Source organism: Novosphingobium sp. GW835-FHT14H07, from assembly GCF_058793515.1.
In genome coordinates this window covers 41,852-58,646 of record NZ_JBXAFX010000005.1, presented here as the reverse complement: position 1 = coordinate 58,646, position 16,795 = coordinate 41,852, and the positions used below count along the sequence as shown (strand labels likewise).

The window sequence follows — 16,795 nt, the reverse complement described above, 5'->3', positions numbered from 1 at the left end:
CGCCGCTGCGCAGCGGGCATTCTCGCTCCACAAGATAAACGGGAGCTGTGAATGCCAGTTACAAAGAGCAGGGTTTCGCAAGGAATTTGCCGTGGGCTCAGCGCCCTTGCGCTCGTCGTCACGGGTGCGGGCGTGGCCTATGGTCAGGACGCGGCGCAGGATCAGGAGCAGTCGGCGATTGACGTGCTCAACGCCGACATCATCGTCACCGCCACGAAGAAGAAGGACGTCGAGAACGTCCAGGACGTGCCGGTTGCGATCACCGCATTCAATGCCCAGAGCCTGCAGGCGCTGCAGGTGCGCGATATCCAGACGCTGACCTACAGCGCGCCGAACGTCTCGCTCGATCAGGTCGGCACCTCGCGCGGGACCGCCAACTTCTCGATCCGCGGGCTCGGCGTGAACAGCTCGATCCCTTCGATCGACCCGACCGTCGGCGTGTTCGTGGATGGGGTATACATCGGCGTCAACAACGGGCTTGTGTTCGACGTGTTCGACCTGGGCTCGGTCGAAGTGGCGCGCGGGCCGCAGGGCATCCTCTATGGCCGCAACACCACCGGGGGCGCGGTCCTGATCAACACCGGCGATCCGACGCCGGATCTGCGCGCCAACTTCCGCGTGTTCTATGAAGGGCCGATCGATTCCGGGCGCGGATCGGGTAACTTCGCGGCGCAGGCCGTGGTGTCCGGTCCGTTGATCAAGGACGTGCTGAACTTCAAGGTCGGCGGTTACGTCAACAACGACGAGGGCTATTTCAAGAACCTGTTCAATGGCAAGGACTTCGGCAAGGCGCAGACCCAGATCCTGCGCGGTGCGCTGGAATTCCTACCGTCCGAGGCGATCCGCATGGTTGCCAAGGTCGAATACTTCAACAGCGAGGGCGATGGCCCCGCCGGCCAGAACCACGGCCTCTACAAGCGCGACACCTTCGACTTTGCGATCGATAACGGCGGCTTTTACAAGAACCGCACCTGGTTTGCGACGCACAAGACCGAAATCGACGTGGGTGATGGCAAGATCACCAACATCTTCGGCTTCCGCGATTATGATGCCTCGACCGGGGGCGACATCGATTCCAAGCCGGTATTCATCTTCCACTCTAATTCCTTGTTCAAGCAGCGCCAGTATTCGGATGAAATCCGCTACAACAACCGCTTCGGTGCGCTGGACTTCACGGCAGGCGGTTTCTGGTTCACGCAGGACCTGCGCTACGACGAGCTGCGCTTCTTCCCCACGTTCATCAGCCCGTTGACCCAGATCGGCGGGGGTCGCCAGGATCACGACGTGCTCGGCCTGTTTGCGTCGGGCGACTTCGATGTGACCGACCAGCTGACGCTGACCGCAGGCATCCGCTGGTCCAAGGAAACCAAGGACGTCGCCGTCACCTACATTCGGCCTCGTTCCAATTGTTCGGTCGTGGCCGGCACTTGCCCGACATCCGGGGTCAACCCGCTTATCCCGAACGAGAACAACGGCTTCAAGGACAAGCGTACGTGGGAGAACTGGAGCCCCAAGCTCGGCTTCCAGTATCGCTTCAACGGCGATGCGCAGGTCTACGGCAACTGGACGCGCGGCTTCCGTTCGGGCGGGTACAACTTCCGCATCACCAATGCCCGCGCCTTCGAGGCAGTGGCAGCAACGCGCGGCCTTTCGTTCGACGAGGAGCAGGTCGACAGCTTCGAACTGGGCACCAAGTTCCAGACACCGGATCGCAAGCTGACGCTAAACCTGGCGGCTTTCCGCACAGAGGTTGGCAACATGCAGCGTGAGGTCAACGAAGGGTCTGCGGCGGGTGTTGCCCAGTCCATCTTCAACACTGCCGACGCCCGCATCACCGGCATCGAAGGCGAAGGCCGTTTTGCCGTGGGCAAGAACTTCCTGCTCACCGCGAACTTCGGCTACATCGATGCCGAGTACACCAAGGTGCTGTTCGACATTTCGAGCGACGGCGTGGTCAACGACGCGGACAAGGCGCTCGACCTGCCACGCACTCCGAAGTGGACCTATGGCTTTGGCGTGCTGGGTGATTTCCCGGTGGGCGAAGGCAATGCCATCGTCGCCCGCGCCAACTTCCAGCACCGCGACCGGTTTGCCTATACCGACAACAACTTTGGCTGGATCACCTCGTCCGACAACCTCGACGCCTCGATCAGCTATAAGACCGGTGGGCTGACCTTCACGGTCTATGGCCGCAACCTGCTCGATCAGGTCCAGCATGGTGGGGACACGCAGCTGGGTACGGCGGCGCAGATCCCGGTGTTTGGTGGCCCGCTTTCGACCGGCCGTTTGCCGACAATCCCAAGGCCGGCACGTTCTCGCCGCTGGTGCGCGGACGCGTGCTGGGCGTGGAGTTGAACGCCGACTTCTGAGGCAGAGGGCGCTGCGGGGTGTACCGCTCCGCAGCGCTCAGTTCTGGCGTGACTTGATTGTTGCCAGCCTTGGCGCTTCGCGTGCCGCGCGCTTTTCTGCAGAGCTCACGCAGTTCTTGCCAGCCTTCTTGGCAGCATAGAGCGCAGCGTCGGCAATCGGCACGATGTCGGTTGCCGATGTTGCCGTTTCGGGGACGGTCGCGATGCCGAGCGAGGCAGATATTGCGCACTCGTGGCTGGCGCTCAGCGATTCGATGCGCTGGCGCAGGATTTCGGCCTTGTCCATCGCGTCCTCGAGCGAGCAGTCGGGCAGGATGGCGACCAGTTCCTCCCCGCCATAGCGGCAGACCACGTCGGTCGGCCTGAGGCACCCGACGATCTGTGCCGCGACATCGCGCAAGACGGCATCGCCCTTGGCGTGGCCATGTTCGTCGTTCAGTTTCTTGAAGTTGTCGAGATCGAGCATGACCACGGCAGTGCTTGCCCCGGTGCGCGAACCGAGCGACACGAATCGTTCCAGCGCGTCTTCCATGTAGCGGCGGTTGTACAGCCCGGTCAGCGGATCGCGCAGCGACTGGGTGCGCAGCTTCTCGCGCAGGGCAATGTTGGAAAGGGCGAGCGACATGGAGTCCGCCAAGGCGCGGCCGAGGCGGCGGATTTCCATGATGTGATCGTAGGCGCCATCCGAGTCAGGATGGGCGATGATCAGCAGGCCGTGCAGCTGTCCGCAGGCCATCATCGGCATTTCGACGGTGGCGATTTCCGAGGGATGGTGCGCGCAGCACAGGGTTCCGACTGCCGGCGAATTGACGTGCGGCTTGCCGCGCTTCAGCGCCCAGCAGTTCGAGGGCGAGAGCATCTCGGGAACGCTGTAGCCCTCGGGCATGTCCCACGCCCGCGCGAGATCGAGCCGGTCGCGCGAGTTGTTGAACACGAACAGTGCGGCGCCGTAGCCGGGCAGCAAGCGGCGCGCTGTGGCCATCAATACGGCGCCAGCGTCCTCATAGGTCTCGGCGGCCTGGAGCATATCGGTCATCGCGAACAGTTCCTGGATCTGCTCGCGAGAGTCGCGGGTGATAACGTAGTTCGTGATGTTGCGGTTGCGCACAGACTGGGCTGCCCGCTTCAGGACCAGCTGAAGTGCAAATAGAGCCACCATGCAGCAGGCTGCAACTATGGCGAGAAAGTCGTGGTACTTGTCGGCCACGACCATCGGCAGGATCACGGCACAAAGCACCAGCGCATGCGCGACTAGAGTCGAGATATGCACTTTCTCAAGGCTTACCTCGTCATCAAGAAGCTGGCGTTTCTCTGACGATTCACGATCTGCGGCGGCCAAGGGATCCTCCAATCATGAAGGTATGCCGCGGGGCGTTGTAAGATGGGGTTAATTCACCGGGCGTAGGACGACCAGACTCTTACGGAACGCCGGATTAACCACACCATTCAGCGCTTTAACGCTTGCCGAACAAAGCGGACCCGATGCGAACATGTGTCGCGCCCAGTTGCACCGCCGTTTCGAAATCGTCGCTCATGCCCATCGACAGGCGGCTGAGGCCGTTGTCGTCGGCCAGCTTGTCGAGCAAGGCAAAGAACGGCGCGGCTTCGATCCCGGCGGGGGGCACGCACATCAGGCCGACCACTTCCAGACCGGCTTCGCAGGCTTGCGTCAGCAGGGCGGGCAGTTCCGCCACGGCGCAGCCACCCTTCTGCTCTTCGTTGCCGATGTTGACCTGAATGAAGCACGGCACCTTGCGGCCAAGCTTGTCCTGCGCCTTGGCCAGAGCCGTCACGAGGCTGGGGCGATCGACCGAGTGAATGCAGTCGAACAGGGCGATGGCATCTTCGGCCTTGTTGGACTGCAGCTGGCCGACAAGGTGAAGCTGGACATCGGGATGGGCCGCACGGATTGCGGGCCACTTGTCCTGCGATTCCTGCACCCGGTTTTCGCCGAACACGCGCTGGCCTTGCGCGATCAGATCGAGGATCGCCTCGGCGGGCTTGGTCTTGGAGATCGCGATCAGAGTGACGTCATCGGCCTTGCGCCCGGCGATGCGGGCGGCCGTGGCGATGCGCGAATGGACCTGTTCGAGCGGCGATGAAGGGACTGCCTGTTCCATGGCGCGGTGCTATAGCGCCACGATGCGAAAGCGCCAGACCATCGCGAAAAGGGTGCCGCGGCGCGTGCTGCTCAGCGATGCGCGCAACGATGCCGGGCTGGAGCGCGCGATTGCGCGGCTCGGGCACGGAGATGCGCTGGTGTTCCGCCACTACCACCTCGACCGTGCGCCACGCCGCACCCGCTTCGTGACGCTGGCCAGACTGGCGAGGCGCCGTGGCGTCATGGTCATCGGCGCCCGCGTGCCGCGGATGTGGCATGTCGATGGTGTCTACGGCGGGGCGAGAGAGATCATAGCTGGTAGCGGCCTGCGTCTGGCGACAGCCCATTCGCTGCAGGAAATAGCCGCAACAGCACGCGCCAGGGCCGATGCCATCCTGCTTTCGCCGGTCTACCCGACGCGATCGCATCCGGGCGGGAAAGTGCTCGGCCCGGTCCGCTTCCTGATGCTGGCGCGGCTCTCGCCGCTGCCGGTGATCGCACTGGGCGGGATGACCCGCGCCCGTGCCGCGCACCTGCCGGTCCATGGCTGGGCGGCGATCGACGGGCTCGCCTAAACCCTTCACTCGTCGCAATTCCTGTCGGGATTCTTGACGGTGAGTCCCCTTCGGGCGCATGATGCGCGCTCAAGGGCAGGGATAGGCACAAGTTCATGGCAAGCCGGGCAGCAACCACCGCGCAGGCACGCGGATCGAACGCGCGAGGAGGCTTGCGTGGAGCCGACTGGCGCGCCGTTCTGCGCCGCTCGCTGCGCCGCAGTCTGGAACTGCTGGGCGGCGGCATTCTCGCGGCGGCGATGGTGTTTCTCGCGCTCGCGCTGTTGAGTTACACGCAGACCGATCCCTCCGGCAGCACGGCTTCGGGAAGCCCGGTCGAGAACTGGATGGGCCTGGCCGGCGCATGGGCATCGGAGCGTGTGCTGCTGTTCTTCGGGTTGCCGGGCGGTTTGCTGCTCCCGCTCCTGTGGGTGTTTTCGCGGCGCCTGTGGGATTCGGAAAGCGATCTCATCGATCTTGACGAGGACGAGGACGCAGCGCCGCCCCCTAGCTGGTGGCGGCCTACGCTGCTGTTGCTTGTTGCCATGGCGCTGATCGGCACTGCGCTCTCGCTCTGGGGGGCGAGCACGTCGAGCCGCCTGCCTGCCGGGCCAGGCGGGCTCTCGGGCCTGCTGGGAGCCGCCGCGGTGAGCGGCCTCGCCGGATTGGTGCCGCAGGTCTCCGCGCTGTGGTTCACGGTTCCGCTTGGGCTTGTCTCGCTTGCAGGAGGCCTTGCCATCGCCAGCCGGATCTTTGCATTCGACTGGGCCGGAATGCTCAGCTTGCCGTCGTTCCTGCGCCGCCAGCCGCGCGAAGTTGCGTTGGGAGACGAAGAGGACGAGGCCACTGTCCGTCCGCCAAAGAAGGAGCGCCGCGAGAAAGAGGCACGCGCGGCTGCCGACGCGATCGACGTCGAGGAGGCGCTCTCGCAGCGCAAGCCGACCGAGATCACCGATCCCACTCGCACGCCTGCGCCTGCGGCTGTGCAGCCCAAGGCACGGCAAGGGGATCTGTTCGACAAGTACGAGCTGCCCTCGATCGAGCTGCTGGTCGAAGCGCCCGCAGGTTCGACCCAGAAAATCGACAAGCTGGCACTCGAACGCAATGCCCGCCTGCTCGAGAACGTGCTCGACGATTTCAACGTAAAGGGCGAGATCACCGCGGTGCGAACCGGCCCGGTCGTGACGATGTACGAGCTGGAGCCGGCGCCGGGGATCAAGGCCAGCCGCGTGATCGGCCTTGCCGACGACATTGCCCGCAACATGAGCGCGATCTCTGCGCGCGTTTCGGCCATCCCGGGCCGCACGGTCATGGGCATCGAACTGCCCAACGCGATCCGCGACATGGTATCCTTCCGCGAATTGATCGCCTGCGAGAAGTTCGCCAGTTCCAAGGCCTTGCTGCCGATCATCCTGGGCAAGGACATTGCCGGCGAGCCGATTGTGGCCGACCTTGCGACGATGCCCCACCTGCTCGTGGCCGGTACGACCGGTTCGGGCAAGTCGGTCGGTCTCAACTGCATCCTGCTGTCGCTGCTCTACCGGCTGACGCCGGCGCAGTGCCGCCTGATCCTCGTCGATCCCAAGGTGCTGGAGCTCAAGTCCTACGACGACATTCCGCACCTGCTCTCGCCGGTGGTGACCGAGCCGGCCAAGGCTGTCCGCGCGCTCAAGTGGGCGGTCGAGGAGATGGAGCGGCGCTACCGCCAGATGTCCTCGATCGGCGTCCGCAACATTTCGGGCTTCAATGACAAGGTTCGCGCCTCGCTGGCCAAGGGCAAGCCGCTCGGACGACGCATCCAGGTCGGCTTCGATCCCGACACGGGCGAGGAACTGTTCGAGGAACAGCAGCTCGATTACGAGGTGCTGCCGCAGATCGTGGTCATCGTCGACGAACTCGCCGACCTCATGGTGACGGTCGGCAAGGAAATCGAAGTCCTGATCCAGCGTCTCTCGCAAAAGAGCCGTGCAGCCGGTATCCACCTGATCATGGCCACGCAGCGCCCCTCGGTCGACGTCATCACCGGCGTGATCAAGGCCAACCTGCCTACCCGCATCAGCTTTGCCGTTACCAGCCGCATCGACAGCCGCACCATCCTTGGAGAGCAGGGCGCCGAGCAGCTGCTGGGCAAGGGCGACATGCTCTACAAGCCCAACACCGACCCGATAAAGCGCGTCCACGGCCCGTTCGTTTCGGACGAGGAAGTCGAGAAGGTGGCAGATCACTGGCGTGGACAGGGTAGCCCCGAATACGTTGATTCCGTTACGGAAGAGCCGGAAGACGGCGGCTTCGGCTTCGACGATATCGACAGCGCTTCGGACAATCCGGAAGACCGCAAGTACCGTCAGGTCTGCCAGCTCGTGTTCGAAAGCCAGAAGGCCTCTGCCAGCTGGATCCAGCGCCAGATGGGCGTGGGGTACAACACGGCGTCGAAGTGGATCGAGCGTATGGAAGCCGATGGCCTCGTTGGGCCTGCCAATCACGTCGGTCGGCGCGAGATCTACCGCGACAAGGACGGCAACGTCCTTTGAACGCACTTGCGCGCGAACTCATGAACATCCCGACATCGGAACTTAATACGGATGTCGGGGCAATTCTTTCAGGGGATTAACGAGCTTCTAAGTTTGACGAGCTAGCACTGAGTTCATGTTGGGTGGGTTCGGACGCTGGCTGTGTTTGGTGCTGGTGCTCTTCGTCGGTCTGAGGTCCGCTGAAGGGCATGCCGATCCCGTTCGCCCTCGCTCGGTCTGCCACGCCGATGCCGGCATTGGTGAAACCTGGCAGGCAGTCGCATCGGCGCCGTCCCGCTGGCGCTGCGACGACAGTGGCTGGTCCCTGGCCGAAGAGGTTCTGATCCGCTTCGATCTCGGCAAGGAAGAAAACCGGGTTCTTCCGCAGAGCCTCGTCACGCATACTGGCAACTTCGAGCGGGTGGATGTGGGCGTTGTCGGGCAGCGCGGAGATATCCGCTGGTCCTCGTTCTGGCCTGAAGACGTCCATCACCTCGCTGCGGGGCCTTACATGGTGATTCCCGTGACCGGCGTGACCGCGGATGCGCAAGCCGTGGCGGTCAGGGTCGTGAAGCCCTGGGGCAAGACCATCATGAGCGAAATGCGGCTTGATCCCTTTCCCGAAGGGACCGGCTGGCCCTTGCCCCGGATCGTCGTGATGGCGGCGATCTGCGGGATGCTGCTTGTGCCCCTGCTGATCAACACCGCGTTCTATTCCGTTCTGCCGGAACGCTACGTGATCTGGCATCTGGTCATGGTCGCAGCCATGCTGGTGCAGGCCGCCTTCGCCACGGGTTTCCTGCATATCTTCCTTGATGTCGGCGCGCTGTGGGAATGGCAGGTTTCGAACATCGCCTTTTCTGCCATGGCGGGAGCCGCGCTGCTGTTCGCCGCCAGCTTCATCGAAGCCGACAAGCTCGCGCCGCGCCTGCGGTTGCTGGGGCGGCGATTGGCGCCTGCGATCGGCATCGTCGGTCTCGTCGCCTGCATGCCCGTCGATTGGATGAGGCCATATTCATCGCCTGCGATGCACCTTTCGATCGGCTTGGCGATTGTCGTGCTGGCGGCCATGCTATGGGATGGACACCGCCGCGGCAGCCAATCGGTCCGTCTGCAGATCATTGCCTGGACGCCCATTCTCCTGATCGGGTCCTGGCGCATCTCGGCCTATCTTCTGCCAGGACTCCATCCTACCGAGGCCATCGAGCTATACCAGCTTGCCCTGGCCTTCGAGGTGCTGGTCACGGGCCTCGGAATCGTAAATCGTTTCGTCGAGGTCCGGCAGGAACGGGACCGTGCGACCGCCCGCGCCCTCGAACTCGAAGGCGTTGCCGACCGTGATCCCCTGACCGGGCTCAGGAATCGCCGCACGATCGAGGAGCGTTTCACCCAGCTGTTTGCCGGGGGGTTCCGCACAATGGCCGTCATCGATCTCGATCATTTCAAGAACGTCAACGATACGCACGGTCATGCGATGGGCGACGTGGTGCTGCGTTCGGCAGCCGGTGCCTTGCTCGACGACCGCGACACCAAGGCGATCCGGATGGGCGGCGAGGAGTTCCTGCTCCTTCTGCGCGGTCAGGATGCTGCGGCCCGCGCCGAGCGTTGTCGCCGCGCCATAGCTGTTCGCGTTTCCGCCGAGGTGCCCGGCCTCGACTGCCTGGTGACGGCCAGCATGGGCTTGGTAGAGCACGACACCGGCGGAAATCTGCAGATAGACTTCGCCGCGCTCTATGCTCGCTGCGATCAGCTGCTGTACGAAGCGAAGCGGCTCGGCCGCAATCGCACCATGCGGGAAAAGGTCACCAGTTTCGACGCTGCAAGCCGCGCGGTGGCCTGAAGAAAGCCGACAAAACCGGTTTCGCTCCGTGAAATGCAAATTGCCGGTTTGCAGCTTCGCTAATTCACTTGAGCATGCGGCATCGATTTGCGCTATGGGCCTGCGAAATCGAAGACTGCGAAGGACTCCCGCCGTGCAAGACACCCTGCTCCGCCAGCGCGAAACAACTGCCTCGGTGGCTTCCGTTCGCACCGACTGGACGCGCGAGGAGATCGCCGCGCTGTTCGATCTACCTTTCACCGAGCTGGTGTTCCGCGCCGCAGAGGTTCATCGCCAGCACCACCGGGCGGGCGAAGTGCAGCTGTGCACGCTGCTCTCGATCAAGACCGGCGGCTGCCCCGAGGATTGCGGCTACTGCTCGCAATCGGTGAAGGCCGACAGCGGCGTCGAGGCGACCAAGCTGATGGAAGTGCAGAAGGTGCTGCAGTCCGCCGCGCAGGCCAAGGACAATGGCTCCAAGCGCTTCTGCATGGGTGCGGCATGGCGCAACCCCAAGGACCGCGACATGCCTGCCATCATCGCCATGATCAAGGGCGTGCGCGAGATGGGCATGGAAACCTGCATGACGCTCGGCATGCTGACGCCCGGCCAGGCCGCGCAACTCGCCGAGGCAGGTCTCGACTACTACAACCACAACATCGACACCTCGCCCGAACGCTACGAGGAAGTCATCACCACCCGCACTTTCGCCGATCGCCTGCAGACGCTGGACAACGTACGCAATGCCGGGATCAACGTCTGCTCGGGCGGCATCGTCGGCATGGGTGAGACGCGGGCCGACCGCGTTGGCTTCGTCCACGCTCTCGCCACGCTCGAACAGCACCCGGAAAGCGTGCCGGTAAACGCGCTGGTGCCGATCAAGGGCACCGTGCTGGGCGACATGCTGGCCGATACGCCGCTCGCCAAGATTGATGACATCGAGTTCGTCCGCACCGTTGCCGTCGCGCGCATCACCATGCCGCTGTCGATGGTGCGCCTGTCGGCCGGCCGCGAATCCATGTCCGAAGCCACGCAGGCGCTGTGCTTCATGGCCGGTGCCAATTCGATCTTCACCGGTGACAAGCTGCTCACCGCCGCCAACGCCGGTGATGATGCCGATGCTGCCATGTTCGCCCGCCTTGGCCTCAAGCCGATGGAAGGCGAGGAACCGATGCGTGCGATGAAGGCGGTCGGAGGCTGCTCGGGAGGCTGCGCGGCCTGATGGCAGACAGCACCACCCGCACCGGTTCGCTGTGGTCGGCACATGTCGCCGATCTTGCAGGGCTGGGGGAAAAGGCTCGCCTGCGCAGCCTTGCTCCCCGGCGCGGGATCGACTTTGCCTCGAACGATTACCTTGCGATGTCTTCGTCGCCTCGGCTCGCGGCGGCGGTGCAGGAAGCCATCGCGCGCGGGGTTCCGTTGGGTTCCGGGGGATCGCGCCTGTTGCGTGGTAATGACCCCGAGCATGAACTGCTGGAGGAAGAAGCAGCCCGCTTTTTCGGCAGCGAATCCGCGTTGTTTTTCTCGGCTGGCTACGCCGCCAATGTCGCGCTGTTGTCCACCCTGCCACAGCGCGGAGACCTGATCGTCCATGACGAACTGGTCCACGCCTCGATGCACGAAGGTCTGCGCCTGACCCGTGCCACGGCGGTCAGTGCTGCGCACAACGATCCGCAAAGCTTCGATGAGGCCGCCCTGGAATGGCGTGCCAAGGGCAATTCTGGCCGCATCTGGCTCGCCTTCGAGACGCTCTATTCGATGGACGGGGACATGGCCGACGTGGCCGCGATGGCGCAGGTGGCAGAACGGCACGATGCGATCATGCTGATCGACGAGGCCCATGCCACCGGCGTGTTCGGTCCGGATGGGCGCGGCATCGCCGCAACGCTCGATGGCCGGCCGGACACCGTGGTGCTGCGAACCTGCGGCAAGGCGATGGGCTGCGAAGGCGCGCTTGTCCTGGGCCCCAAGGTCGTGCGTGATTTCCTGGTCAACCGCGGGCGTCCCTTCATCTTCTCGACCGCGCCTTCACCGCTGGTTTGCGCTGCCGTGCGCGAGGCGGTCCGGATCATGGCGGACGAACCGCAACGCCGCGAAGCCCTGCGCGCCCTTGTCGCCCATGCCGAGCGCGTGCTTGCTCCGCACGGTGCGCTGCCTTCGGGATCGCAGATCCTGCCGCTGATCCTGCACGAGGATGCACGGACCATGGCGGTCGCCGCTTCGCTTCAGGCCAAGGGGTTTGACGTGCGCGGCATCCGTCCGCCCACTGTTCCGCAAGGCACCAGCCGCTTGCGCATCTCGCTGACCCTGAATGCCACTTCCGAAGATGTCGACGCTCTGGGGATGGCTCTTTCAGAGGCACTGCGATGAGCGCCTTTGTCGTGACCGGCACCGATACCGGCATCGGCAAGACGATCTTCTCCGCAGCGCTTACCGGAGCGTTGCACGCGCACTACTGGAAGCCGGTGCAGGCCGGGCTCGATGACGGCGCGGACCGTGACCACGTTGCCAGTCTTTCGGGCGTGCCTGCAGATCAGGTTCTCCCGGAAGCCTACCGTTTGAACACGCCATGTTCACCCCATCGGGCCGCAGAGCTGGACGGGGTCGTCATCGATCTGGCGCAACTGGCGCTGCCCGCAGTGCGGCCGCTGGTCGTCGAAGGGGCAGGGGGCGCGCTGGTGCCTGTCACGCGCAGCACCACCTATGCCGATGTTTTTGCCTGGTGGAACCTTCCGGTCGTCGTCGTGGCGCGGACGGCGCTGGGCACGATCAACCACTCGCTCCTGACCTTCGAGGCTCTGCGTTCGCGCGGCGTCCCGATCCACGGCGTCGCGTTCGTCGGCGAGGGTAACGAGGACAGCGAGGCGACGATCTGCGCAATGGGCAACGTGAAGCGCCTTGGCCGCCTGCCGATGCTCGCCAGGCTCGATCGCGAGAGCCTCGCCGCCGCGTTCGCCGAAAATTTCCGGGTGGGCGACTTCGTCTAGAGCACTTTCCGACCAATCTGGCTCACCGTGACGGAGCCGATTTTGGCCGAGCGCGAGGATCGAGGAGGGAGCCATGCCATCGCATAGTGACCGACGAGAGACGCAGCGATCGGCCAAAAGGGGCCCGCCCCGGAGGGGTTGCCGCAGGGAGCCCCTCGGACAGCGTCGCTTTGTTTGGACGGGCCACCAGCGCGCCCTGCACAAGGCTCCTTGCCGAGAAGCGCCCTGCGACAATCACGGTAAGCCCGATTGGTCGGAAAGTGCTCTAGCAGGCTGTTGAAGAAGTAGCTGGCGTTGGCGGGCTTGTCGTGATTCACTTTCCGGGTTCGGGAGGTGGTCGATGCGCGGTTCGGACGAGAGCAGTGGAAGCCTGTTTTCCTATGTCGATGTGGAGGCGCGGATACGTCCGGGTCATCCGCTGCGACAGATCCGGGAGTTAGCCAACGCGGCGCTGTCAGCATTGAATAAGGACTTCGCGTTGCTCTATCCGCCTCGCCTCGGGCGGCCATCAATCCCGCCGGAACGGCTGTTGCGGGCGATGCTGTTGCAGGCGTTCTACGGCATCCGCTCGGAGCGTCAGTTGATGGAGCGGATCGAGTTCGACCTTCTGTTCCGCTGGTTTGTCGGTCTGGGCATCGACGAGATGGTATGGGACCATTCGAGCTTCACCACCAACCGGGAGCGGCTGCTGTCCGGAGAGATCGCAGCGAAGTTCCTGCGCGCCATTCTGGCGCAGCCCAAGGTGAAGCGGCTGATCTCGAGCGACCATTTCTCGGTGGACGGGACGCTGATCGAGGCATGGGCGTCGATCAAGAGCTTTCGCCGCAAGGACGGGAGCGACGACGACCCTCAGGGGCCGGGGCGCAACGCCGAGCGCAATTTCCACAAGGAGAAGCGCTCCAACGAGACGCATGCCAGCACGACTGATCCCGAGGCGCGGCTGTACAAGAAGGGCGACGGCCAGCCGGCCCGGCTTTGCTATATCGGCCATGTCCTGATGGAGAACCGCAACGGCCTGGCGGTGGACGGCGGTGTCACCCAAGCGAGCGGCACCGCCGAGCGTGAGGCTGCGCTGGCGATGCTGGATCGCCAGAAGCGTCGCCGCCGCATCACGCTCGGCGCCGACAAGGCCTATGACGTGCGGCAGTTCGTCGAGGATTTGCGAGAACGTTCGGTCACTCCGCACATCGCCATCAACGGGCATCTCACCAAGACCGGCAAGACACGCGCGACCGCCATGGATAGGCGCACCACCCGTCACCCCGGCTATGCGATCAGCCAATGCGTCCGCAAACGCATCGAGGAGGTGTTCGGATGGGGCAAGGGCTCGGGCAGTCTCGCCAGGATCAAGCTGCGAGGACAGGCCAAGGTCGATACGGTTTTCACCCTCGCCTTGGCCGCCTATAATCTCATCCGCCTGCCAAAGCTCCTCGGAGCCTTGGCGTGAGCCTCGGCGGCAAATGGCGCATCACCGAGATGCCCGACTTCGAGGCCGACTATCCCGACATGGTCGAGCCGGCCTACATCTTGTTCGAGGATGAAGGCTCGGGCGAGTTCGCCTTTGGCTGCAGCACCGGCCATATCTGGCAGGCGAGCGGCACCGAAGCGACCAGCATCGACTTTTCGTGGAACGGTAACGACGAAATGGACGAGGTCAGCGGAGACGGTTCCGCCGAACTTCAGCCCGACGGCTCTCTCCATGGCGAAATCTGCTACCACAACGGCGATGAATGGGCCTTCATCGCTCGCAGGGAGACTTCTTCAACAGCCTGCTAGATCACCAGATGCAGCGCGTTTGCCGCTGCGGTGAGGACCAGGACGCCGATCGCGAAAGCTTCGGCCGGGATGCCGCGCGTTGGCCGGATACGGGTGGGGCTCAGTTGAATCGTCATTGGTAGAGTCCTTGCTCGTGGGAACACGAACCCGAGCGAGGTCGCCTTGGGCCTTTTCGAATCGCGGCAGAATTGCGCGACAAGAACTCTACTAATGCGCTTGAGATTAATGTCAACTGAATAAGTGGAGTTTATTCCTCAAAGATCGCCACGGCGCGGACCCAGCCTGCCGAAGCGCCCCTGATCTTGTGGGGGAAGCAGCTGACCATGAAGCCGTCGGGCGGCAGCACCTCAAGATTGTGCAGCTTCTCGAGGTGGCAGTAGCCGATGTCTCGCCCGGCCTTGTGGCCTTCCCAGATCAGCGAGGTATCGCCGGTTTCCTTGACCTTCTCTGCCGTGTGGACAAAGGGCGCGTCCCAGCTCCAGGCGTCGGTGCCGGTCACGCGCACGCCTCGCGAGGTCAGGTACATCGTCGCTTCGTAGCCCATGCCGCAGCCGATGCTGACGTAGTTCGGATCGCCCACGGCCTTGCCGGCTGCGGTGTTGACCATCACGATCTCAAGCGGCTTGAGCTCGTGCCCGATGCGCTTGAGCTCGTCTTCCACGTCCTGTGCGGTCACGACGTAGCCATCGGGAAAGTGACGGAAGTCGAGCTTCACACCCGGCTGGAAGCACCATTCCAGTGGAACTTCGTCGATGGTCATCGAGGGCACGGGGTTGCCGTCCTTGCCGTCCATCGTCGGGTGGAAGTGCCACGGCGCATCGAGGTGCGTGCCGTTGTGCGTGGTCAGCGTCACGTTCTCGACCGCTGCGAAGCCCGCGCCGTCCGGCGTCTGCTCCGGCGTCACGCCGGGAAAGAAGAAGCCCAGTTCGGGCATCGTCTCGCCATGCTTCTGATACTCGATCTTGGGGCGCAGGAACGGCGGATCGGTGATGACATCATTCTCGAGATAGATCGAGAGATCGACGAAACGGCGGCTCATGGCAATTTCTCCCTTGCGCTTGCTCAGCGCCTTGTCAGTTCGGTCCGGAGGCCCGCAGGGGTGACCACAAGGGCCAGTGCCGCGCCGAACGCGAGTTTTGCAAGCAGGGCAGGCAGCCATCCGAGCTGCGTTGTCCCCGCCAAGATCAGCACGGCGGCTGCGCCTGCCACGCCCGATGCGGCACCAGCCAAGCCGCACAGGATTGCGCGTGGCAGGACCGCTGCGGGCAGGCGCGATTCACTGTCCAGAGTCCGCACCTTGCCCGCCGCCCGGGCCTTGCGTGCCAGCAAGCCTGGCACCAGCGTGGCCATCAGGCCGATCATGAACCCCTGAGGGGCAAAGTCGAAGACATAGCCGCCCACGCTCCACACCGGTACGTCCCTACCTGTGCCGAACACCGCAATGAAGAATGCCGCGCTCAAGGCGACATTTACGGCGATGCTGACCGCAGTCTCGCGGCGGATGTAGGCGGCAGGCTCCATTCAGGCAGTCGTACCACCCAGCGTCTCGGCGAACCAGTCGGCGATCAGGTCGCGCCCGTAGGACATGTTGTCCGCGCCGACGTGTTCGACACCGCCTTCGCGGGCAGTGAAGATCACCTTCTCGCGGCGGGGCGAATTGACGAGCTGATCATAAAGGTCGTCCGCGTACGACACGCTGATCTGGCGATCCTGCGCGCCGTGGGTCACCAGGAAAGGCACCTTGATGGATCCCATGTGCCCGTTCAGGTTCATGTCGGTCGACTTCTCGAGGAACTCTTCCATCGTCTCTGCGCCGAACGCCCACATCACGTGCGCCCAGTAGTGCGGGACCGGGTTTTCACCCTCGCGCTTCATGCGCTTGTCCTGCACTTCGCGCCAATTGTGGTTGGCACCCCATACCGCGCCCGAAGCAAAGCGCGGCTCGTAGGCGACTGCGCGCGGCGCAAAGTGGCCACCGAGCGAGATCCCGGTCATGCCGATCCGCTTGGGATCGACGTCTGCCTGGCTCTCCAGCCAGTCCACCGCCTTGCTCGCCCAGTTCTCCGAATGCGGATCGACCGGGAGGCCCTGCAGGCGCAGTGCCTCGCCCGTTCCCGGCTGGTCGACGCACAGCGTGGAGACGCCCCGGCGGGCCAGGGCTTCGGGGAGGCGGCTCCAGTAAAGCAGCTCCTTGCAGCTATCGAGGCCGTTGCAATATACCACCACCGGATGCGGCCCCGGCCCTTCGGCGCGGGTGTAGAGTGCGGGCATCGTGCCTTTTGCCAGCGGAATTTCGACGCGCTCGCGATTGATCTTGCCCAGCGCTGTCGATTTCGCAAAGGCGTCCAGCGCCTTGGCGTAAGTTTCCTTGCGGCCCGGCGCGCCGTGGCCCTGCATGCGTTCGGCCACCAGCAGGTAGAGCGACGCGCGCTCCAGCTTGTTGGATGCCGAAAACGCGCGGCCCTTGGCTTCGTCCTCTGCAGCAAGTTCGATCAGCTTGTCGCCATAGGCGGCCCACTGCTTCATGAACTGCGGCGTGCCGGCATCGCCGCCATTGGCCGCGGCATCGATGATCGGCTGGCACATGTCGACGATTTCGCCGATCTGGCCGCCGCTCTCCATCGCGATCGAGACGGAGAGGTTCCAGATGTAGTTCGGGAACGGTTCGTAAAGTGCCAT

Annotated in this window: 14 protein-coding genes; 9 read left to right on the top strand and 5 right to left on the bottom strand. The window is 63.9% G+C overall.

The window, feature by feature from the left end; genetic code table 11:
• Positions 1–51: 51 nt before the first annotated feature.
• A complete protein-coding gene (locus AC1Q5P_RS06520; protein WP_492518510.1) occupies positions 52–2,355 on the top strand; it encodes a TonB-dependent receptor in 2,304 nt (767 codons plus the stop codon).
• Positions 2,356–2,406: 51 nt separating this feature from the next.
• Here the strand turns inward: AC1Q5P_RS06520 and AC1Q5P_RS06515 are convergent, their stop codons facing one another.
• Positions 2,407–3,708 (bottom strand): sensor domain-containing diguanylate cyclase, encoded by a 1,302-nt coding sequence (locus tag AC1Q5P_RS06515; protein ID WP_492518509.1) that lies wholly within the window; start codon positions 3,706–3,708, stop codon positions 2,407–2,409.
• Positions 3,709–3,823: 115 nt separating this feature from the next.
• Complete coding sequence (locus AC1Q5P_RS06510; protein WP_039333619.1) at positions 3,824–4,489, bottom strand: YggS family pyridoxal phosphate-dependent enzyme; 666 nt, start codon at positions 4,487–4,489, stop codon at positions 3,824–3,826.
• A gap of 22 nt (positions 4,490–4,511) precedes the next feature.
• Between AC1Q5P_RS06510 and AC1Q5P_RS06505 the strand changes: the two genes are divergently transcribed.
• The 8 genes from AC1Q5P_RS06505 to AC1Q5P_RS06470 all read left to right on the top strand — a co-directional run bounded on the left by AC1Q5P_RS06505 (position 4,512) and on the right by AC1Q5P_RS06470 (position 14,116).
• Positions 4,512–5,045, top strand: coding sequence for a thiamine phosphate synthase (locus AC1Q5P_RS06505; protein ID WP_492518508.1), 534 nt, complete (start codon positions 4,512–4,514; stop codon positions 5,043–5,045).
• A gap of 95 nt (positions 5,046–5,140) precedes the next feature.
• Positions 5,141–7,555 (top strand): FtsK/SpoIIIE family DNA translocase, encoded by a 2,415-nt coding sequence (locus AC1Q5P_RS06500; protein WP_039333621.1) that lies wholly within the window; start codon positions 5,141–5,143, stop codon positions 7,553–7,555.
• A 148-nt stretch (positions 7,556–7,703) separates the two neighbouring features.
• Positions 7,704–9,374 (top strand): GGDEF domain-containing protein, encoded by a 1,671-nt coding sequence (locus AC1Q5P_RS06495; RefSeq protein WP_492518507.1) that lies wholly within the window; start codon positions 7,704–7,706, stop codon positions 9,372–9,374.
• 133 nt (positions 9,375–9,507) lie between these two features.
• Positions 9,508–10,575, top strand: coding sequence for a biotin synthase BioB (gene bioB, locus AC1Q5P_RS06490; protein WP_174544602.1), 1,068 nt, complete (start codon positions 9,508–9,510; stop codon positions 10,573–10,575).
• Positions 10,575–11,723 carry an 8-amino-7-oxononanoate synthase gene (locus AC1Q5P_RS06485; protein WP_492518506.1) on the top strand — a complete coding sequence of 383 codons (1,149 nt, stop codon included), beginning with the start codon at positions 10,575–10,577 and terminating at the stop codon, positions 11,721–11,723. The genes bioB and AC1Q5P_RS06485 overlap by 1 nt, the downstream gene beginning before the upstream one ends.
• The gene (bioD, locus tag AC1Q5P_RS06480) at positions 11,720–12,340 is read left to right on the top strand and encodes a dethiobiotin synthase (protein WP_039333627.1); all 621 of its coding nucleotides are present in this window, start codon (positions 11,720–11,722) and stop codon (positions 12,338–12,340) included. The genes AC1Q5P_RS06485 and bioD overlap by 4 nt, the downstream gene beginning before the upstream one ends.
• A gap of 340 nt (positions 12,341–12,680) precedes the next feature.
• A complete protein-coding gene (locus tag AC1Q5P_RS06475) occupies positions 12,681–13,787 on the top strand; it encodes an IS5 family transposase (protein ID WP_492518505.1) in 1,107 nt (368 codons plus the stop codon).
• Positions 13,784–14,116, top strand: a complete 333-nt coding sequence (locus tag AC1Q5P_RS06470; protein ID WP_492518504.1) for a hypothetical protein — start codon at positions 13,784–13,786, stop codon at positions 14,114–14,116. The genes AC1Q5P_RS06475 and AC1Q5P_RS06470 overlap by 4 nt, the downstream gene beginning before the upstream one ends.
• 247 nt (positions 14,117–14,363) lie before the next feature.
• Here AC1Q5P_RS06470 and AC1Q5P_RS06465 read toward each other — a convergent pair whose 3' ends face one another.
• From AC1Q5P_RS06465 to AC1Q5P_RS06455, 3 genes are read right to left on the bottom strand one after another with little or no spacing between them, the layout of a single operon-like run.
• Complete coding sequence (locus AC1Q5P_RS06465) at positions 14,364–15,155, bottom strand: cyclase family protein (RefSeq protein WP_039333629.1); 792 nt, start codon at positions 15,153–15,155, stop codon at positions 14,364–14,366.
• A gap of 23 nt (positions 15,156–15,178) precedes the next feature.
• Positions 15,179–15,637, bottom strand: a complete 459-nt coding sequence (locus tag AC1Q5P_RS06460) for a hypothetical protein (RefSeq protein WP_039333631.1) — start codon at positions 15,635–15,637, stop codon at positions 15,179–15,181.
• Complete coding sequence (locus AC1Q5P_RS06455; RefSeq protein WP_039333633.1) at positions 15,638–16,795, bottom strand: alpha/beta hydrolase family protein; 1,158 nt, start codon at positions 16,793–16,795, stop codon at positions 15,638–15,640. It lies immediately after the preceding gene.